We start from the raw sequence: 21,169 nt of genomic DNA on the forward strand, positions 1-21,169 counted from the left end.
GGCACGTACGTAATGAGCGCAAGCAATCCAACCCTGATCACGTTCGTGATCTACATCGCAGCAATGGTGCTGATCGGCTTCATGGCCTATCGCTCCACCAACAACCTTTCTGACTACATTCTCGGTGGCCGCAGCCTGGGCAGCGTGGTGACGGCATTGTCCGCCGGCGCTTCCGACATGAGCGGCTGGTTGCTGATGGGCCTGCCGGGCGCCATCTACATGTCCGGCCTGTCCGAAAGCTGGATCGCCATCGGCCTGATCGTCGGTGCCTACCTGAACTGGCTGTTCGTTGCCGGTCGCCTGCGTGTTCAAACCGAGCACAACGGCGATGCGCTGACCCTGCCGGACTACTTCTCCAGCCGTTTCGAAGATAAAAGCGGTCTGCTGCGCATCATTTCGGCGGTAGTGATTCTGGTGTTCTTCACCATCTACTGCGCTTCCGGCATCGTGGCCGGTGCCCGCCTGTTCGAAAGCACCTTCGGTATGTCCTACGAGACCGCGTTGTGGGCCGGTGCTGCGGCGACGATTGCCTACACCTTCGTCGGCGGTTTCCTCGCGGTGAGCTGGACCGATACCGTACAAGCCACCCTGATGATCTTCGCCCTGCTGCTGACGCCGATCATCGTGCTGCTGGCTACCGGCGGCGTCGACACCACGTTCCTGGCCATCGAAGCACAGGACCCGAGCAACTTCGACATGCTCAAAGGCACCACTTTCATCGGCATCATCTCGCTGATGGGTTGGGGTCTGGGCTACTTCGGCCAGCCGCACATCCTTGCGCGCTTCATGGCCGCTGATTCGGTGAAATCGATCGCCAACGCCCGTCGCATCTCCATGACCTGGATGATCCTGTGCCTGGGCGGCACCGTGGCCGTGGGCTTCTTCGGTATCGCCTACTTCTCGGCGCACCCGGAAGTCGCGGGTCCAGTGACCGAGAACCACGAGCGTGTGTTCATCGAACTGGCGAAGCTGCTGTTCAACCCGTGGATCGCCGGTGTACTGCTGTCGGCCATTCTGGCTGCCGTGATGAGCACCCTGAGCTGCCAGTTGCTGGTGTGCTCGAGCGCCCTGACCGAAGACTTCTACAAGGCTTTCCTGCGCAAAAACGCTTCCCAGGTTGAGCTGGTCTGGGTCGGTCGTGCCATGGTGTTGCTGGTTGCACTGATCGCCATCGCGATGGCCGCCAACCCGGACAACCGTGTGCTGGGTCTGGTGTCCTACGCCTGGGCCGGTTTCGGTGCAGCGTTCGGTCCTGTGGTGCTGATCTCGGTGATCTGGAAGAAGATGACCCGTGACGGCGCTCTGGCCGGCATCCTGGTCGGCGCGATCACCGTGATCGTGTGGAAGCATTTCGAGCTGCTGGGTCTGTACGAAATCATCCCGGGCTTCATCTTCGCCAGCCTGGCGATCTACCTGGTCAGCCTGATGGGCCAGCCGAGCGCCGGCATGGTTCAGCGCTTTGAAGCGGCCGAGAAGGACTTCCATTTGAACAAGTGATGGGAATGAGCTGAGGCTCACAAGAAAACGGCCCGCTTCCTGCCAGGAAGCGGGCCGTTTTTTATTGCCTGCGATTTTTCCGAAGGAAAAGTCTGTAGTCGAATGCGCCGATTCTTGAAGGGGAGATCGAAGTTTCAAGTAGGGAAAATCTGATTTTTCAGTCACCCAACCTGCATCCCTTGCCCCTCATGCAGAATCGCCCGCCCTCAATCTGCAGAGAGACATCGGATGTTCGCGCCTGCCAATCAACCGCGTTTCACGTTGACCGTCGAAGGCGCCCAGTTTGACCTCAAAGTCCTTGAGTTCACGGGCAAGGAAGCCATCAGCCAACCCTTCCGCTTTGACCTGGAGCTGGTCAGTGAGCGGCCGGACCTGGATCTGGAAAGCCTGCTGCACTGTCAGGCTTTTCTGAGTTTTGATGAAGACGGTTCCGGTATCCACGGTCAGATCTATCGGGTTGGGCAGGGGGATTCCGGCAAGCGTCTGACCCGCTATCACGTCAGTCTTGTTCCGCGTCTGGCCTATTTGGGTCACCGGATCAATCAGCGAATTTTCCAGCATCAGAGCGTGCCGCAGATCGTGACGCAGATCCTCAAGGATCACGCGATCCTGCGCGATGCCTTTGAATTTCGCCTCGGCAGTGATTACCCGGCGCGTGAATATTGCGTGCAGTACGCCGAGAGCGATCTGGCGTTCATCCAGCGGCTGTGTGCCGAAGTCGGCATTCATTTCCATTTTCAGCACAGTCCCGATGGGCATCTACTCGTATTCGGCGACGATCAAACGGTATTCCCCCGTCTGGCCGAGCCGACGCTGTACCTGCCGGGCAGTGGCATGGCTGCGGCGGCGCCGGCGATCAAGCGCTTCACCGTTCGAGTGGAAACCCGCACCAGTGTGGTCACCCGGCGTGATTACGACTTCACCAAACCCCGGCTGGCGCTGCAAAGTCGCGCCGAAAGCGAGCAGCGCCCGGTGCTGGAGGATTACCACTTTCCCGGCCAGTTCACCGAGCGCGAAACCGGCAAGCAACTGGCCCAGCGCACCCTTGAGCGGCATGTCGCCGACTATCGTCAGGCCGAGGGCCGCAGCGATCAATCTGCCTTGGTCAGTGGACATTTCCTGCAACTGACCGAGCATCCGCGCCAGGATTTGAACGACCTCTGGCTGCTGACCTCTCTCGAACACCATGGCCGACAGCCGCAAGTGCTGGAGGAATCGGTCACCAGCGACGGTGATGAATTCCAGGGTTACCGTAATACCTTTCTCGCCACGCCGTGGGACGTGTTCTTCCGCCCGCCGATGGGCCCGGAAAAACCACGGATGCTCGGCTATCAACCGGCCGTGGTCACCGGCCCGCAAGACAGTGAAATCCATTGCGACGAGTATGGCCGGGTCAAGGTGCAACTGGCCTGGGATCGCGACGGTGAGCTCAATGAGCATTCCAGCTGCTGGCTGCGGGTCGCCAGCGGCTGGGCCCATGATCGTTATGGCAGCGTGCTGATCCCGCGGGTCGGCATGGAAGTGCTGGTGGGGTTCATCGATTCGGATGCCGACAAACCGTTGGTCATGGGTTGCCTGCCGAACGCCGCCACTCCGGTGCCGCTGGATCTGCCGGCCGACAAGACCCGCAGTATTTTCCGCAGCCAGAGTAGTCCCGGTGGTGGGGGCTACAACGAATTGCGTATCGAAGATCGCAAGGGCGCCGAGGAAATCTACCTGCGCGCCCAGCGAAACTGGACGCAGCATGTACTGAATGATCAACAGGTACAGGTGGATAACCAGCGCAGTGTTGTCGTCACCGGCCTCGCCAAACACGAGCTGAAAGCCGATGAGCAGCGCATCACCCACGGCCAGCGCCAGACCGAGGTGAGGCAGGACGACCATCTCACGGTGACCGGCGACCGGCACATCCGTGTGAGCAATCAGGCGATCAACGCCAGTGCTCAATTCCACGTCAGCGCCGGCCAGCAAGTGGTGATCGACGGCGGTGCGAGCGCGACGATTCAGGCGGGCGGGCAGTGGATCAACATCGGCCCCGGCGGGATCTTCAGCAGCGTGCCGATCGTTGTGGGTGGTGCGCCGATGGCGGCGATGAGTGCGGCGCCGACAGTGCCGGGGTTGCCGGAGAAACTGGTGGCGGCCCCGGCTGCGATTCTGACTGCCGCGCAAATCATGAGCCTTAAAGGTGATGCGCCGTTCTGCGAAGAATGCGAGCGCTGCAAGGACGGTGTGTGCCCAACTCCGACTCTGCCCCCGAGTAGCTTGACCGACTCCCCAAAGCCCTCGGCCCGGCCGACGCCTTCCGGCGTTGAGCCGGGCTTTCATATTGTTGAACAGGGAATGTCTCGGGCAGCGCTTGAATCAACGTTGTTCCCGCAGCCGGATCCTGCCGTGCTGGATAAATTCCGCAGTCTTAATCCACAACTCACGCAATACGCAAAACCCGGTCAACTTATTGTCCTGAGTGATCCACGTAATACGCAGTGCACGCGCGAAGAAGCGTTGTTGATGGAGGCGGCGCAGAAGGTTGATGCGGCGCTGACGCCAATGAGTGATGCGGAGGCTGAGTTTATGGTTCGACATCACGGTGAGATTCAGTCGTTTTTATCTCAGGGTTCGACGGCCGTGGGGATCGGCTCGGCGATGTTCAGTAATCATCTGGACAATCTTGGCAAGACGCTGGCAGAGCTGGAGATACTGCATAAGCAAACCTTTGATAAACACGGAAAGCTTCAGGGCGCTGATTTCTTTTCCAAGCGCAAAAAGTTGATGGCGCAGCTGGATGGCAGTCTTAGCCCGCTAGTGCGTAAAACGGCTGGTTTGCCCGATCATCCAAACCTGAAAAAAACGTTGGGTATTTCCAGCCGGAGTCTCGTTCACCATTGGAGCAAGGCTGGTATTGCGGGTGAGATTCCCGGATACGCAACGCATATTCAAGGCGTAAGTAAGGCCAGCAAGGTGATCAAGTTAGGTGGTTGGGTTGGGGTTGGTCTGGGGGCGACGGCTTCGGGGTTAAAGGTCAGGGAGACTTGCCGGCTAGGTACGGAGGAAGCTTGCAGGAAAGTGAAGTTCACCGAGACGGCGAAATTTGCCGGTGCATTTGGGGGAAGCCTCGGTGGTGGTATCGCGGGCTCTCTTGTATGCGTTGGCATTGGCCTGGGTACTGCAGGAACAGGTGGGGTGCTTTGCTCATTGGTTCTGGTCGGGGCTGGAACTTTTGGAGGGGGAGTGGGTGGCGAGATTTTGGGTGAAAAGGTTGGTGAGGTCATTTATGAGGGAGTCGGCACATGACGAAGGCTGATGAAATCTGGTTCGTTTTGACTTTTGGCGGAGTGTTCTTTGGTCTTGCTTTCATATCTGTTGTCGGTCAGGTCTATCTGGCTCTATTCAGAAAGGAGGCGATTTTTCGTTTTCTCAGTAATTCGCAAGGCGTGTCAGTGCGTAAGCCTCTGAGTGGTGGGGTTTTGGGTGCTTATTTCATGTTGGCGTGCATAGGCTCGTACCTGCTCCTGCCATCCCGGGCAATCAAGGGGGGGGCTTTGGATGGGAGTGACTTACTGAATTTTCCGAAGGGTTTGTTGCGTTTGATTCGCTTTGTGTATTTATCGGCATTTGGAAGTTTCGTAGTGATGGTTGTTTTTTTATTGGTTACGAACTTTATGGGGTGGATTGAATGAAATTGAATGACTGGCAGTTATAGGTTTATGAGAGACGATTCTGTTAGAAATTGGCTTCAAACCCACCCCCTTGACAGTGCTGAACAACTCTTCGCCATCTTCTGCAATGCGAGCATCGCCGAGCCGTTCAAAGTTTGGCAACGCTCGAAGTTTGCGTCGGCACCTAGCCCTGTTTGGGCGGATACGATCTATACCGAGTGGGATGCGGTGATGCCCTACGTGGGAATCGTCGACGCGGGCAGTGAGTTTCTGGATTGGGTGGCGACCACGGAGTCTCGCGACTGGGGTTGGCTGGCGGTTTCTTCGGCGGGGCTTGAGGCGGTGGTCGAGCACTTTCGCAGTTTGACCCAGGTGCTGATGCCGGACGGGAAAGCGGTGTTCTTCCGCTTTTGGGATGGGCGGTTTTTGTTGCCGATCCTTGAGTCGTCCGAGGTGGATGCCGGGCAATTGCTGCCGGTTCTCACGCGAGGCTTGATCAACGGTCAGGCCGTCGAGATCGGGGGCAGGGCGCGGGTCTCGGGTCGGGAGTTTCCCTGGTGGTCGGTGCCGGAAAAGCTGCTGGCGCAATTCGGTAGTGATGCCCGAATCAACAATGCCTTGCAGTGGTTGAGCGAGGAACAACCGGCGTTGTTCGAGGCGCTTCCCGCCGATGTCTTGCGCTGCAAGGTTGTCAGGTTTTTTGCGGTTTCAGCGTCGGACGAATCGTCGGCTTCGGCATTGCTGGACTACTTGCGGGACGAGTCAGAGTGAAATTTCCGGGCAAAGGCTTCGGACGTTTCCTGCGAGTTGCGGCGGTTTGCGTGAACTGGTGGGCGAGGTGGTGCGGGGATAGTCTTTGGTTGTCTCCGCAAGTGTGGAGACAGGGCGTAGGAGCCCTGATTTCAGAGCAGTGCATAAGCGTCGTTGCCCGATTTGCGGCAGTCTTCGCTCGACCGTAAGATCTTTTGCGGCGGTTATGCGCGGGCACGCTTCGGCGTGGCTGAGTGCTCTGGTCTCAGTCCTCCTACCCCGCGCATGGCTGCCACCCAATCCTGTAGGAGGGAAACGGTGTGCGCCTCTTTCACTACCAGAGGATTAAACAATGAGCACGCTTCATCCAGATCCACCCTACGAACCCTTCATCCCCCACCCCGACAACCGCCTCATGGCGCTGACCAGCAACTGCAACGACATGCCCACCCTGTTCATCGACACCCACGCCCCGCTCGACATCCTGATGGACGCCGCCAACTACCGCATCCGCGCCGTGATTCAGGTCCTAGAAAACATGTGCATGCGCGGCTCGGTCGAGTGCGACTCGGTCATCCTCAGCGACTTCGCCCAACTCTGCGTAATTCCGCTGCGTGACGGCTGTGATGTCTTGGATGTGATTGGCAAACGCCTACACGCCATACCGTCCTGACTCGATCGTTCCCACGTCGAGGCGTCAAACCGTCTACGTGGGAATGCCTCCAGGGATGCACCGCGTTCCAGGCGTCCACCGCAATTGGGGCTGATACCCCATGGACGCGGAGCGTCACGGGCTGCATTCCCACGCAGAGCGTGGGAACGATCATTAGTGCAGCGGCACGCCACTCAGCTGCGAGCCCCTGACTTGCCGCCCGGTAAAAGGTAAACTTCACGGCCCTCGCAGGAGCAGCCATGAATTATCGTCACGCCTTCCATGCCGGCAATCACGCCGATGTGTTCAAACACCTGACCTTGACCCGCCTCATCGCCCTGATGTCGCGCAAGGAGCAGCCGTTTGCCTATCTCGACAGCCACGCCGGCATCGGTCTGTATGACCTGCAGGGCGATCAGGCCAACCGTACCGGCGAGTACCTGGAAGGCATCGCGCGGTTGTGGGATCAGCCGGATCTGCCGGCGCTGACTGCCGACTACATGAAAGTGCTGCACGAGATGAACCCGGATGGCCAGTTGCGTTATTACCCGGGTTCGCCGGAGCTGGCGCGGCGTCTGACTCGTTCCCAGGATCGGGTGATGCTCAACGAGAAGCACCCCGAAGACGGCGTCCTGCTCAAGGACAACATGGCCGGTGATCGTCGGGTCAAAGTGCATCTGGGCGAGGGCTGGCATGTCGCCCGGGCGATGTTGCCGGTGCAGGAGAAACGCGCGGTGATGCTGATTGATCCGCCGTTCGAACAGCTCGATGAAATGCAGCGTTGTGCGGCGTCGATGAAAGAGGCCATCGGCCGGATGCGCCAGACCGTCGCGGCGATCTGGTATCCGGTGAAGGATCAGCGCGCATTGCGTCGTTTCTATCAGGATCTGGCCGGCACCGGTGCGCCGAAGTTGTTGCGGGTCGAGCTGCTGGTGCATCCGCTGGATACGCCGAACAGCCTGAACGGCTCCGGGCTGGCGATTGCCAATCCGCCGTGGGGGCTGGAGGAAGAATTGCGTGAGCTGCTGCCGTGGCTGTCCAGGAAACTTGGGCAGACCCAGGGTGGGTGGCAGATGGACTGGTTGATCGCCGAAAGCTGATCAACCGTCAATGATCGTTCCCACGTCGAGGCGTCGAACCGTCCGCGTGGGAATGCCTCAATGGACGCTCTGCGTCCGCTATTGGGACGCGGAGCGTCCCGGGCTGCATTCCCACGCGGAGCGTGGGAACGATCAGTGGCCGCGGTCAGTTACCCGCCAGACTCGGTGGCATGCAAACGCCCGTGCCGCCAATCCCGCAGTAGCCTTCCGGATTTTTCGCCAGATACTGCTGGTGATAGGCCTCGGCGAAGTAAACGGTCGGCGCCTGTTCAATCTCGGTGCTGATTTCACCCAGACCCGCCTTCGACAATTCCGCCTGATAAACAGCCTTGCTCTTCAACGCCGCCTCCAGTTGCTCCGGATGGGTCGCGTAGATCACCGAACGGTACTGGGTGCCGATGTCATTGCCCTGGCGCATGCCCTGTGTCGGGTTGTGCAATTCCCAGAACATCGCCAGCAGCTCTTCGTAGCTGACCTTGGCCTTGTCGAACACCACCAGCACCACTTCAGCATGGCCGGTCAGGCCCGAGCAGACTTCTTCGTAGGTCGGGTTCGGCGTGTAACCGCCGGCGTAACCGACCACGGTGCTGACCACGCCTTCGCGCTGCCAGAAGCGGCGCTCGGCACCCCAGAAGCAGCCCAGGCCGAAGATCGCGAAGTCGACGTCCTGAAAGAACGGACCAAGCAACGGCGTTTCGGTGAAAACAAAGTGTTTTTCAGGCAGGGTCATTGCGGTTTCGCGGCCAGGCAGAGCTTGTTCTTTAGTCGGTAGCACGTTTTTGTTCACCAGAATTTCCGAGCGCAGAACCATGATCGTTCCTCTCAGTCAGGATGGGATGTCTATAAGCTGACCCACAGTGTGCCCAATGATGCCCGGTTAATCACCAGGCAAAATGTGCGGATAGTGTCCTGTGGGTTACAGAGAGAGCGGACCGCGCGGGTAGCGCTTGAGCGCCTGGATCAGCTCGCCGCCCGGAATCGGCCGGTCGAACAGGTAGCCCTGGCCGACGTCGCAGCGGTGCCGACGCAGGAACGCCAGCTGCTCGGCGGTCTCGATGCCTTCGGCCACGACCTTGAGTTTCAGGTTGTGGGCCATCGCGATTACGGCGGAAGTGATTTCCATGTCGTCCTGGTTGTCCGGGATTTCATGGATGAAGCTGCGATCGATCTTGATGATGTCGATCGGGAATTTCTTCAGGTAGCTGAGCGACGAGTAGCCGGTGCCGAAGTCGTCCATGGCCAGGGTCAGGCCCAGACGCTTGAGCTGGTCGAGCTGCAAGTGGGTGTCTTCGGTGGCTTCCAGCAGCAGGCCTTCGGTCAGCTCCAGTTCCAGCAGATTGGCCGGCAACGCTTCTTCCTTGAGAATGTTGGCGATCGAGGCCACCAGATCCGGGTCGGAGAACTGTTTGGGCGACAGGTTGATCGCCACCTGCAGATTGCCCATGCCCGCAGCGGTCAGCGCTTTGCTCATGCGGCAGGCCTGGCGGGCGATCCACTTGCCGATCGGAATGATCAGACCGGTTTCTTCGGCGACGCTGATGAACTGGTCCGGGCGGATCATGCCGCGCTCCGGGTGATTCCAGCGCAGCAGCGCTTCCATGCCCAGCAGACGACCGCTGCGCAGGCACAGCTTGGGCTGGTAGAACACGTCCAGCTCGTTTTGGGTCAGGGCGCGGCGCAGGTTGTTCTCGACGAACAGCTTATAGCTGGCCTCGGCGTTCAGCGCTTCGGTGAACACCTGCACCTGGTGTTTGCCGTTGGCCTTGGCCTTGTGCAGAGCGAGGCCGGCGTTGCGCATCAGGGTCTGCGGGTCGCGGCCGTGCAGCGGCGCGCAGGCCAGGCCCACGGAGCCGGTGACGCTGATGAGCTGGTTGTCGACGAACATCGGTTTATCCAGCGTCGCCAGCAATTGGTTGGCGATCTGCTGCCCGGTGGCAAGGTCAGTGTCGTCGAGCAACACCGCGAATTCGTTACTGGCGAACCGCGCCAGACTGCCGCTCGGGCTCAGGCTGTTGCGCAGGCGCCGGGCCAGGCTGATCAACAGTTTGTCGCCGGTCTGGTGGCCGAGGCTATCGTTGATCCGCTTGAAGTTGTCGATGTCCACCAGCAGCAGGCTGATCGGGGTATCGCTATCCCGGGCGAAGCGTTCATCCAGATTGCGGATAAATGCAGGCCGGTTACCGAGGTTGGTCAGGTTGTCGGTATACGCCAGGCGCTCGATGCGCTGCTGCGCCAGCTTGGTCTGGGTGATGTCTTCGTAGATGCCGATGTAATGCGTCAGCTCACGGTTGTCGCCGTAGACCTTGGAGATCGACAGTTGGCCCCAGTAGGGTTCGAGGTTCTTGCGGCGGCTCTTGAATTCGCCTTGCCAGCTGTTGCTCTTGGCCAGCGCCGACGGCGCGTCGAACAGCAGCTCGCTTAAGTTTTCCAGGGCTGGCAACTCCGACAGGCGCTGGCCGTGGACTTCCTCGGTGGTGTACTGGGTGATCGCGGTGAAGCTCGGGTTGACGTACTCGACCACGCCGTCGCAGTTGACCAGCAAGAAGGCGTTGGCACTCTGCTCGACCGCGCGCTGGAACAGGTGCAGGGCGCTGGTGGCAGTGCGGCGGTTGTGGTTGTTGATGACCTGGGCGAACTGGTCGGCCAGCTCGCCGGCAAAGGCGATTTCGTCGGACTGCCAGGCGCGGGTGACGCCGGTCTGCTCCAGGCACAACACGCCGACCACCTGGCCGTCGACGCGGATGCTGGCGTCGAGCATGGCGTTGACGTCGCGCGGGCGAAGGGCTTCGGCCATTTCCCGGGTACGCGGGTCGCGCATCGCGTTGTGCGCGTCGATGGCACGGCTGCCGTGCAGGGCTTCCATGTAATCGGGGAAGCCGCTGACGTCGATCACCTCCGGCAGGATGTATTCCTGGGTGGCGCGGTGGTAGGCCGAAATCGGCACCAGCTTCTGGCCTTCGAGGTTCCACAGGCTGGCACAGTCGATTTCGTAGATATCGCAGGCGCAGCGGGTGATCAGCTCGGCAGCTTCCTGCAGGGAGTTCTGGCTGCTGTAGCGCTGGCGGGCCAGCAACAGGATCAGGTCCTGCTGGGCGCGCACCCGCTCCAGATGCTGCAGTTGTTCCTGCTGGGCGCGCTGATTGAGCTCCAGGGCGATTTGCAGGCGTGAATTCTGGGTTTCAAGGTCGACGGACGGCAGCGAAGGTGCCTCGTCAAACACGTTGTCGACCGCCAGCAGGTAACCGCGCAGCAAGTGGCGGTTGTGCTGTCTGTAGGCTTCGCCGAGTTCGAGAATGCTCAGCGCACCAGCGGCGGTGTGCAGGGTGTAGCGCACCAGATAATGCGGGCTGTGACCGAGTTGTTGCTGGATCGCGTCGTGCAGTTGATAACGCGCTTCGGGTTCCATCAGGCTGGCATAGGGCGAGCCGACCAGAGCGCAGAGTTCGACGGCGGGCTGGCCGAACTGGCGTTCACAGTTGGGATCGAGAAACAACATGGCCCAACTGGCTTCATTCAAGCGCTCGAAACGCAGCATGCCGAGCCGCGAGGGCACAGGCAACTGCGTCACTACCTCGGCCACCATACGGCTGGCGGCATCGGGTTGGCTCTTCATGAAGGGAACTCGCTTGGAAATTTGCTGAACGCGCCGGGCTCGCGCCCTCTTTACTGTTGCCTGCGGCAAGGTTGCATCATTGCGGCACTGACTGACAAGAGACATGAAGGCCAAGTGCTATAAGAATATGTCGGCTGCAGTGAACATTTCTCCAGCACCCGCCGGAAACTAATGCTACCAAGCGTGAAAATGGCCGTTCCAGAGCCTTCCGGCATCCGGAACGTTCGTACCGCTGGATTTATCGCAACGGAATATCGATGGATTGCAGGTGCCTGCCATCCCGATCGTGATAGTTGACCTGGATTCGCCCGGCTTCAACCACCATGTGCGCGAAGTTGTCCTGGCTGACGACCTCGCTGGTCAGTTCGTGCCGGTATTCGCCTGACTCGGTTTGCGCCAGCGCCTGGTCGAGCGTGAAGGTCGCGGCGGTGGCGTAGGGCAGCAGTTTGCTGTTGCTCAGCGGTGAGGAAACGACCGTGTGCACTTCAAACTCTGGGTCTTCGCTGTGTGTCAGGCGTGCAGTCAGCGAGCCATGCACATCACCGGAAATGAACACGACGTTCCTGATCCGATGCTGGCGGATGGTTTCCAGCAGGCGCAGACGCTGTTCGGGAAAGCCCATCCAGGCATCATCGCCGTTCATTTTGCGGTCGGGATAGAACATGACGCTGGTGACTACAAACTTGACCCGCGCCGGGCTATTGATCAACCACTTGCACAGCACCTGTTCCTGTTCTTCATCGAGGATGCGCCGGTTGTCATTCGACAAGTTGCGGCAAGTTCGACTGTCCGTCACAAACCATTCGATATCGCCATCGCTGAATTGATACCAATAGTGCTTCAGTGTCGTGCGATCAATTGTTCCGCTAGTTGTTGTTGAACAGATCGGGCTATGACTCGCTTGATAAATATCGTAAGTCGCCATTGCGTTGCGATAGAGCGTTTTATCGGACTCATGGGCGTTCATTGGCCAGTTATCTTCTATTTCGTGATCGTCCAGGATCATGTAGGTCGAAGTGCCGGACATCAATCGTCGAATATTAGGCAGGGAAAACGCCGCGCGATACTTTGCAATGAACTCGTCATAGTCGCGATCCGGGGCGAACAGGTTCAAGTCGTCGGCGTAGATCTGATCGCCACACATCATGATTGCGCTGATTGCCGGTTGTGCACCCTCGATCAACTGGCTGATGGACGCGAAGATCCGGTCGCCCAGATGCGGGAGCACCGGGACGCCGGCGGTCATGCGCAGGTAACGGCAGGAGCCGAGGATGTAAGCGCGCGGCTGCAAAGGCTGGCTGCTGCGGGTGCGCAGGCGGTAAATCTCCCGTGGCCATTGCAGCGGCAACTCCGCCACGCTGTGGATGGTGTGGACGGGACTCATCGGGCTGAACCAGCCGGTCTGGTATTCGTATTCGGTGTCTGCCTTCAGATGATCGATTACGAATACTTCCGTCATGTCGCGGGTTGAATCAAGTTTGACAAACTGGGCGGGTTGCCATTGTTTCGAATCCAGGGGGCGGTAACGAATGCCGGCAAATACGGACGCATTATGTTGCAGTCCGCCACGAATGAAAATTCGCGCCTGGTTAGTTGTGGTGTGGCCAATGATCGGGCCGACAGTAGGTTTAAGCATGTTCGAATCCATTCGAATAAGTGTTGGTGAGTAATAAAGTTGCCTGGCTTGTTGGTGCAACTTTGATGCGCCAAGGTTAGTTGCCTGTCGCTGGAAAATATTGACAGGAAGTGGACTAGAGTCGTGGCCTATCTCAGCGCAAGTTGTGGGAAAAGTTCAGGTGGCAGTTATTTCAGGCAAAAAAAAGCCCCGCCAAACTGACGGGGTTGAGGTACGAGCGTGTGGCGCTCGAAAACGTGGAACGCAGTCGGCCCTCCGTTGCCGGAGGGCCGAACGCTTTACAGCAGAATGGTGCGGATGTCCGCCAGCAGGTCGCTCAGACGCTTGGTGAAGCGTGCAGCAGCGGCGCCGTTGATCACACGGTGATCGTAGGACAGCGACAGTGGCAGCATCAGTTTCGGCTGGAAGGCTTTGCCGTCCCAGACTGGCTGGATGGTTGCCTTGGAAACACCGAGGATCGCCACTTCCGGCGCGTTGACGATCGGCGTGAAGCCGGTGCCGCCAATGTGACCGAGGCTGGAAATGGTGAAGCAGGCGCCTTGCATCTCGTCCGACGAGAGCTTCTTGGTCCGGGCTTTTTCAGCCAGGGAAGCGGCCTCGGCGGCCAGTTGCAGCAGGCTCTTCTGGTCGACGTTCTTGATGACCGGTACGAGCAGGCCATCCGGGGTGTCGACGGCGAAGCCGATGTTCACGTATTTCTTGCGGATGATCGCCTTGCCGCTTGGTGCCAGCGAGCTATTGAAGTCCGGCAGTTCCTTGAGCAGGTGCGCGCAGGACTTGAGCAGCAGCGGCAGGATGGTCAGCTTGACGCCGGCCTTCTCTGCGACAGCTTTCTGTGCGGTGCGGAACGCTTCCAGCTCGGTGATATCCGCCGAGTCGAATTGCGTTACGTGCGGCACGTTCAGCCAGCTGCGGTGCAGGTTGGCGGCGCCGACCTGCATCAGGCGGGTCATCGGCACTTCTTCGATTTCGCCGAAACGGCTGAAGTCAACGACCGGAATCGGCGGAATGCCCGCGCCACCGGTTGCGCCAGCAGCAGCGGCCGGTGCTTCCTTGGCCTTCTGCATCATGGCTTTGACGTAAACCTGCACGTCTTCTTTCAGGATGCGACCGTGCGGACCGCTGGCGCCGACAGCGCTCAGCTCGACGCCGAACTCGCGAGCCAGTTGACGCACGGCAGGGCCGGCGTGAACTTTCGCACCAGGCTTGGCTGGAGCAGCAACCGGAGCGGCAGCAGGTGCAGCGGCAGCCGGAGCAGCGGCTGGCGCCGGAGCACTCGGAGCAGCAGCGGCAGCTGGAGCCGGGGCAGCAGCTGGAGCGGCGCCTTTGACTTTCAGCTTGAGGATCAGGTCGCCGGTGCCGACTTCGTCGTCCAGCTTGATGGAAACGCTTTCCACCACGCCAGCGGCAGGCGACGGGATTTCCATGCTCGCCTTGTCGGATTCCAGGGTGATCAGCGACTGGTCGGCTTCAACGCTGTCGCCAGCCTTGACCAGCACTTCGATGATCTTGGCCTTGCCGGCCGAACCGATGTCCGGAACGTGGATGTCCTGAACGCTGTCGGCAACCGGGGCAGCTGGCGCGGCGGCCGGTGCTGGTGCGGCCGCAGCGGCCGGAGCAGCAGCCTGGGCCGGAGCGGCCGCAGCAGGGGCCGCAGCACCCGCCACTTCCAGATCCAGGATCAGGTCGCCGGTGCCGACTTCGTCGTTCAACTTGACGCTGATGGCCTTGACCACGCCAGCGGCAGGCGACGGGATTTCCATGCTCGCCTTGTCGGATTCCAGGGTGATCAGCGACTGATCAGCCTCGACAGTGTCGCCGACCTTGACCTGGATCTCGATGATCTGGGCCTTGCCCGACGAACCGATGTCCGGCACGTGCACTTGCTGAACCGAAGCGGCAGCAGGGGCAGCAGCTGGAGCAGCCGGTGCAGGAGCGGCAGCCGGTGCAGCTTCAGCCTTGGCGGCAGGCGCAGCAGCCGGAGCAGGGGCCGCAGCTGCGGCACCCTCGACTTCCAGTTCCAGCAGTTCGTCGCCTTCTTTCAGGCGATCGCCCAGCTTCACTTTCAGGCTCTTGATGACGCCGGCTTTCGGGGCCGGCACTTCCATGCTGGCCTTGTCCGATTCCAGGGTCAGGATGCTCTGGTCGGCTTCGATACGGTCGCCGACCTTCACAAACAGTTCGATTACTTCACCTTCACCGCTGCCGATGTCAGGTACGCGAATGAGTTCGCTCACAGAGTTTCTCCTCAGCAGTCCAGTGGGTTGCGTTTTTCCGGGTCGATGCCGAACTTGGTAATGGCCTCGGCCACGACTTTAGGTTCGATATCACCACGGTCAGCCAGTGCTTCCAGGGCTGCCAACACCACGAAATGACGGTCGACTTCGAAGAAATGACGCAGTTTCTTGCGGCTGTCGCTGCGGCCGAAACCGTCGGTGCCCAGGACTTTGAATTCCTTGGACGGTACCCACTGACGGATCTGCTCGGCGAACAGCTTCATGTAGTCGGTCGATGCGATGACCGGACCCTTACGGCCGCTCAGGCATTCTTCGACGTAGCTGCGCTGAGGCTTCTGGCCAGGTTTCAGACGGTTGCTGCGCTCTACGGCCAGGCCGTCGCGACGCAGTTCGTTGAAGCTGGTGACGCTCCACACATCGGCGCCGATGTTGAACTCTTCACGCAGGATCTTCGCCGCTTCACGGACTTCACGCAGGATGGTGCCGGAGCCCATCAGCTGTACGTGGTGCGCCGCATCGCGGGTGTCTTCTTCGAGCAGGTACATGCCTTTCTTGATGCCTTCTTCGGCACCGGCCGGCATGGCTGGCTGCTGGTAGGACTCGTTCATCACGGTGATGTAATAGAAGATGTCCTGTTGCTCTTCGGTCATCTTCTTCATGCCGTCCTGAATGATCACCGCCAGCTCGTAGCCGTAGGTCGGATCGTAGGTGCGGCAGTTCGGGATGGTGGCAGCCAGCAGGTGGCTGTGACCGTCTTCGTGCTGCAGGCCTTCACCGTTCAGGGTGGTACGGCCGGCGGTGCCGCCGATCAGGAAGCCACGGGTACGGCTGTCGCCAGCGGCCCATGCCAGGTCGCCGATACGCTGGAAGCCGAACATCGAGTAGAAGATGTAGAACGGCAGCATTGGCTGGTTGTGGCTGGAGTACGAAGTACCGGCGGCGATGAAGGAGCTCATGGCGCCTGCTTCGTTGATGCCTTCTTCAAGGATCTGACCTTTCTGGTCTTCCTTGTAGAACATCACCTGGTCTTTATCGACTGGCTCGTAGAGCTGGCCGACGGACGAGTAGATGCCCAGCTGACGGAACATGCCTTCCATACCGAAGGTACGGGCTTCGTCCGGGATGATCGGAACGATGCGCGGGCCGATTTCCTTGTCCTTGACCAGTTGCGCGAGGATCCGCACGAACGCCATGGTGGTGGAAATTTCACGGTCGCCGGAACCATCGAGGATTGCCTTGAGGGTGTCCAGATCCGGAGTCGGTACGCTGAAGCTCTGGGCGCGACGCTGAGGCACGAAACCGCCCAGTGCGGCACGACGCTCGGCCAGGTAACGGGCTTCGGCGCTGTTTGGCTCCGGCTTGAAGAACGGCAGGTTTTCCAGCTCTTCGTCTTTCACCGGGATGTCGAAGCGGTCGCGGAACAGCTTCAGGCTGTCGACGTCGACTTTCTTGGTGTTGTGCGCGGTGTTCTTCGCTTCGCCCGCACCGGTACCGTAACCCTTGATGGTCTTGGCCAGGATGACGGTCGGTTGTTCTTTGTGGTTGACCGCTTCGTGGTACGCCGCGTAGACCTTGTACGGGTCGTGGCCGCCACGGTTGAGTTTCCAGATCTCGTCGTCGGACAGATCAGCAACCATCGCCTTGAGTTCTGGCGTGTTGAAGAAGTGTTCACGCACGAACGCGCCGTCTTTGGCTTTGTAGTTCTGGTACTCGCCGTCGATGACTTCGTCCATGCGACGTTGCAGGATGCCGTCGGTGTCCTTGGCCAGCAGTGGGTCCCAGAAACGGCCCCAGATGACTTTGGTCACGTTCCACTGAGCACCGCGGAACACGCCTTCGAGTTCCTGGATGATCTTGCCGTTGCCGCGAACCGGGCCGTCGAGGCGCTGCAGGTTGCAGTTGATGACGAAGATCAGGTTGTCCAGCTTCTCGCGGCCGGCCAGGGAGATCGCGCCCAGGGATTCCGGCTCGTCGCACTCGCCGTCGCCCAGGAAGCACCAGACTTTCTGTTTGCCCGGCTGGATGAAGCCGCGGTGTTCCAGGTACTTCATGAAGCGTGCCTGGTAGATCGCCTGGATCGGGCCCAGACCCATGGATACGGTCGGGAACTGCCAGAAGTCAGGCATCAGCCAAGGGTGCGGGTAGGACGACAGGCCCTGACCGTCGACTTCCTGGCGGAAGTTGTTCATCTGGTCTTCGGTGATGCGGCCTTCCATGAATGCGCGGGCGTAGACGCCTGGCGAGGTGTGGCCCTGGAAGTAGATCAGGTCGCCGCCGTGTTCGTCGGTCGGGGCCTGGAAGAAGTAGTTGAAGCCGATGTCGTACAGGGTCGCACTGGAAGCGAAGCTGGAGATGTGACCACCCAGGTCAGAATCTTTCAGGTTCGTACGCATTACCATGGCCATCGCGTTCCAGCGTACCAGCGAGCGAATGCGGCGTTCCATGAACAGGTCGCCAGGCATGCGTGCTTCGTGGGTAACGGGGATCGTGTTGCGGTAAGGCGTGGTGATGGCGTAAGGGAGCTGCGAACCGCTGCGGGTTGCCAGTTCACCCATACGGGTCATCAGATAGTGAGCACGGTCTTCGCCTTCTTTGTCGAGAACCGATTCCAGGGCGTCCAGCCATTCCTGGGTTTCGACGGGATCGAGGTCTTGCATGGCTTGCTCCAGGGCGGAAAGGCTTCCAGAATCGGTTGCCTGAGTTTGCGACTGGCCTTGTGGGCAGACGATTTAAAATTCTTGGATTGCCGACAGGTTGTTCCGGCGGCGTGTAGTTTTACTACAAATCATCCGGCATTTCAGCCTTTCGAATGTATAGACGAGTAGTAAAACTACAGATGAAAGGCTTGTGGCCTCCGACTGCGTTGTGAGAATAATCGTTAAGGTTGGTCTTTAGCCATCCGAAAAAGGTGAAAGTTTGATGCTGGCTGCCAAAGAAAAAGAAATTTCAGCTATTTCTCACTTTTGTTCGACAGTCCTTCGCGTAGCGGTTTTTCATTCATCACTACAAGCGGCCATTTACACGCCGATCAAGGATAGACCATGACCCTGCCCGCGCTTGCCGAACTGCCCGCCATTCTCCTGCCGTTGGTCAGCCGATCGGAGCAGTCGTTCCGTGCGGCCGTCGCGCAACTGGAAGACGATCACGGCTTCTCGTCCTGGACGCCGGAACGCTGGGCGCAGTTCGCCCGCGTCAGCGCCGCCAGCGATTTCGTCATTGAACAGAGCGTTCGTGACCCTTTGATGTTGTTGTCGCTGGTGCAGTCCGGCGAACTCGACCGGGCATTCGCTCCCGGTGAGTTGTGCGGGCAGATGGCGGATGCGGTCGCCACCGCGCAGACCGAAGACGAATTGGGCCGCGTCCTGCGCCGTCAGCGCACCCGGCATCAGGTGCGGATCATCTGGCGCGACCTCAACCGTCAGGCCGATCTGGTGCAGACCTGCCGCGATCTCTCGGACATGGCCGACGCCAGCATCGATCAGGCCTATCAATGGTTGTACCGCCGCCATTGCGAGCAGTTCGGCACGCCGACCGGCCGGCGCAGCGGCGAACCACAGCAAATGGTCATCCTCGGCATGGGCAAGCTCGGCGCGGTCGAGCTGAACCTGTCGTCGGACATCGACCTTATCTTCGCCTACCCCGAGGGCGGCGAAACCGTCGGCGTGAAGCGCCCGCTGGACAACCAGGAATTTTTCATTCGTCTCGGCCAGCGCCTGATCAAGGCCCTCGACCCGATCACCGTCGACGGTTTCGTGTTTCGCGTCGACATGCGTCTGCGCCCGTACGGCTCGTCCGGCGCGCTGGTGCTGAGCTTCAATGCGCTGGAGCAGTATTACCAGGATCAGGGCCGCGACTGGGAACGCTACGCGATGATCAAGTCGCGGGTGGTGGCCGGCGATCAGGTGGCGGGCGAGCAGTTGCAGGAAATGCTGCGGCCGTTCGTTTACCGGCGCTATCTGGACTTCTCGGCGATCGAAGCGCTGCGCACCATGAAGCAGCTGATCCAGCAGGAAGTGCGGCGCAAGGGCATGGCCGACAACATCAAGCTGGGTTCCGGCGGTATCCGTGAAGTCGAGTTCATCGCCCAGGCTTTTCAATTGATTCACGGTGGTCGCGACCTGAGTCTGCAACAGCGCCCTCTATTAAAGGTGTTGAGCACGCTCGAAGGGCAGGGCTATCTGCCGCCAGCGGTCATCAGCGAGCTGCGCGAAGGCTACGAATTCCTGCGTTACACCGAACACGCGATCCAGGCGATTGCCGACCGCCAGACCCAGATGCTGCCGGACAGCGCTCAGGATCAGGCGCGTATCGCATTCATGCTTGGTTTCGCCGACTGGGAAGCGTTCCACGAGAAGCTGATGTTCTGGCGCGGCCGAGTAGCCTGGCACTTCGCGCAGGTGATCGCCGATCCGGATGAGGACGAAGGCGCCGAGAGTGAAGTGGTGGTCGGCGGAGAATGGCTGCCGCTGTGGGAAGAGGCTCAAGACGAAGAAGCGGCCTGTCGCCAGCTGGAGGAGGGCGGTTTCGCCGACGCGACCAAGGCCCTGAAGGCGCTGGCGAGCCTGCGCGCCAGCCCGCAGTTGCGAGCGATGCAGCGTCTGGGGCGCGAACGTCTCGATGCCTTTATTCCGCGCCTGCTGGCTCAGGCGGTGGAGCACGAAAATCCCGATCTGGTGCTGGAGCGGGTGCTGCCGCTGGTGGAAGCGGTGGCCCGGCGTTCGGCTTATCTGGTGCTGCTGACCGAAAACCCCGGGGCACTGCGGCGCTTGCTGACGCTGTGCGCCGCCAGCCCGTGGATCGCCGAGCAGATCACCCGTTTCCCGCTGCTGCTCGATGAACTGCTCAACGAGGGCCGGCTGTTCAAGCCGCCGTTGGCGCCGGAGCTGGCCGCCGAGTTGCGTGAGCGTTTGACGCGGATCCCGGAAGACGACCTCGAACAACAGATGGAAGCGCTGCGTCATTTCAAACTGGCGCACCGCTTGCGCGTCGCCGCCTCGGAAATCGCCGGCAGCCTGCCATTGATGAAAGTCAGCGATTACCTGACCTGGCTGGCCGAAGCAATTCTTGAGCAAGTGCTGGCCCTGGCCTGGCGCCAGACCGTGGCCAAATACGGCACGCCACTGCGCACCGATGGCACGCTGTGCGATCCCGGCTTCATCATTGTCGGTTATGGAAAAGTCGGCGGGATCGAGTTGGGGCATGGTTCGGATCTGGATCTGGTGTTCATCCACGATGGCGATCAGCAGGCCGAAACCGATGGCCCGAAACCCATCGATGGCACGCAGTTTTTCACCCGGCTCGGCCAGCGGATCATTCACTTGCTGACGGCGCAGACCAACTCCGGCCAGCTGTACGAAGTGGACATGCGCCTGCGTCCGTCCGGGGCGTCCGGGCTGCTGGTCAGTTCGCTCGGCGCGTTTGCCCGCTATCAGGAAAATGAAGCCTGGACCTGGGAGCATCAGGCGCTGGTGCGGGCGCGGGTGCTGGTGGGCAGCAAGGATGTCGGCCAGGCGTTCGAGAGCGTGCGGGCCCAGGTGCTGGGCAAGGCGCGGGATCTGGTGAAACTGCAACAGGAAGTGAGCGAGATGCGCGCCAAGATGCGCGACAACCTCGGCAGCAAGAGCACCGCCGCCGGTACCGGGGCGAATGCCTTCGAGGCCACGGCGCCGTTCGACCTCAAGCAGGACGCCGGAGGTATCGTCGATATTGAATTTATGGTGCAATACGCGGCCCTGGCGTGGTCGCAGACCCACCCGCCGTTGCTGCGCTGGACGGACAATATCCGCATTCTGGAAGAGCTGGAACACGAAGGGCTGATGCCGGCCGAAGACGCCAGCCTGTTGCGCGAGGCCTACAAGGCCTATCGTTCCGCCGCCCACCGGCAGGCCTTGCAGAAGGACGCCGGGGTGATACCGGGCGATCAGTTCGCGGACGAACGGCGGCAGGTGATGCGGATCTGGCGTGAGCTGGGGCTAAGCTGATTCTCGAGACGGGGAGGCGTGAAGCCTCCCCGGTTCGTTTATGGAAA

At 60.2% G+C, this 21,169-nt stretch carries 12 protein-coding genes and 1 pseudogene; 8 read left to right on the forward strand and 5 right to left on the reverse strand.

What is annotated here, in order from left to right; translation table 11 throughout:
* The first annotated feature begins 12 nt into the window (after positions 1–12).
* The 6 genes and pseudogenes from putP to ACEN93_RS19210 all read left to right on the forward strand — a co-directional run bounded on the left by putP (position 13) and on the right by ACEN93_RS19210 (position 7,655).
* Positions 13–1,497, forward strand: coding sequence for a sodium/proline symporter PutP (gene putP / locus ACEN93_RS19185; RefSeq protein WP_039766513.1), 1,485 nt, complete (start codon positions 13–15; stop codon positions 1,495–1,497).
* 228 nt (positions 1,498–1,725) lie between these two features.
* Positions 1,726–3,732 (forward strand): annotated as a pseudogene (locus tag ACEN93_RS19190) (type VI secretion system Vgr family protein); the annotation flags it as partial.
* A gap of 1,052 nt (positions 3,733–4,784) precedes the next feature.
* A complete protein-coding gene (locus tag ACEN93_RS19195; protein WP_074689598.1) occupies positions 4,785–5,174 on the forward strand; it encodes a hypothetical protein in 390 nt (129 codons plus the stop codon).
* Between the two features lie 6 nt (positions 5,175–5,180).
* Positions 5,181–5,924, forward strand: a complete 744-nt coding sequence (locus ACEN93_RS19200; protein WP_371855304.1) for a DUF4123 domain-containing protein — start codon at positions 5,181–5,183, stop codon at positions 5,922–5,924.
* Between the two features lie 331 nt (positions 5,925–6,255).
* Positions 6,256–6,576, forward strand: coding sequence for a hypothetical protein (locus ACEN93_RS19205; protein WP_074689599.1), 321 nt, complete (start codon positions 6,256–6,258; stop codon positions 6,574–6,576).
* 239 nt (positions 6,577–6,815) lie between these two features.
* Positions 6,816–7,655: a 23S rRNA (adenine(2030)-N(6))-methyltransferase RlmJ gene (locus ACEN93_RS19210; RefSeq protein WP_074689600.1), complete on the forward strand. Its 840-nt coding sequence runs from the start codon at positions 6,816–6,818 to the stop codon at positions 7,653–7,655.
* A 145-nt stretch (positions 7,656–7,800) separates the two neighbouring features.
* On the opposite strand, the gene msrA is transcribed toward ACEN93_RS19210, so the two are convergent.
* The 5 genes from msrA to aceE all read right to left on the reverse strand — a co-directional run bounded on the left by msrA (position 7,801) and on the right by aceE (position 17,798).
* Positions 7,801–8,466, reverse strand: a complete 666-nt coding sequence (msrA, locus tag ACEN93_RS19215) for a peptide-methionine (S)-S-oxide reductase MsrA (protein ID WP_103386566.1) — start codon at positions 8,464–8,466, stop codon at positions 7,801–7,803.
* A gap of 105 nt (positions 8,467–8,571) precedes the next feature.
* Positions 8,572–11,268, reverse strand: a complete 2,697-nt coding sequence (locus tag ACEN93_RS19220; protein WP_039766525.1) for a putative bifunctional diguanylate cyclase/phosphodiesterase — start codon at positions 11,266–11,268, stop codon at positions 8,572–8,574.
* A gap of 238 nt (positions 11,269–11,506) precedes the next feature.
* A complete protein-coding gene (locus tag ACEN93_RS19225; RefSeq protein WP_495611561.1) occupies positions 11,507–12,904 on the reverse strand; it encodes an alkaline phosphatase D family protein in 1,398 nt (465 codons plus the stop codon).
* A 278-nt stretch (positions 12,905–13,182) separates the two neighbouring features.
* Positions 13,183–15,141, reverse strand: a complete 1,959-nt coding sequence (gene aceF, locus ACEN93_RS19230; protein ID WP_495610385.1) for a dihydrolipoyllysine-residue acetyltransferase — start codon at positions 15,139–15,141, stop codon at positions 13,183–13,185.
* An 11-nt stretch (positions 15,142–15,152) separates the two neighbouring features.
* Positions 15,153–17,798 carry a pyruvate dehydrogenase (acetyl-transferring), homodimeric type gene (gene aceE, locus ACEN93_RS19235; RefSeq protein ID WP_039766531.1) on the reverse strand — a complete coding sequence of 882 codons (2,646 nt, stop codon included), beginning with the start codon at positions 17,796–17,798 and terminating at the stop codon, positions 15,153–15,155.
* Between the two features lie 262 nt (positions 17,799–18,060).
* Between aceE and ACEN93_RS19240 the strand changes: the two genes are divergently transcribed.
* Positions 18,061–18,186 (forward strand): hypothetical protein, encoded by a 126-nt coding sequence (locus tag ACEN93_RS19240; RefSeq protein WP_256574488.1) that lies wholly within the window; start codon positions 18,061–18,063, stop codon positions 18,184–18,186.
* Complete coding sequence (gene glnE, locus ACEN93_RS19245; RefSeq protein WP_495610386.1) at positions 18,183–21,122, forward strand: bifunctional [glutamate--ammonia ligase]-adenylyl-L-tyrosine phosphorylase/[glutamate--ammonia-ligase] adenylyltransferase; 2,940 nt, start codon at positions 18,183–18,185, stop codon at positions 21,120–21,122. Before ACEN93_RS19240 ends, glnE begins: the two co-directional genes overlap by 4 nt.
* The last annotated feature ends 47 nt before the right edge of the window (positions 21,123–21,169 follow it).

Source organism: Pseudomonas sp. Pseusp21, assembly GCF_059492145.1.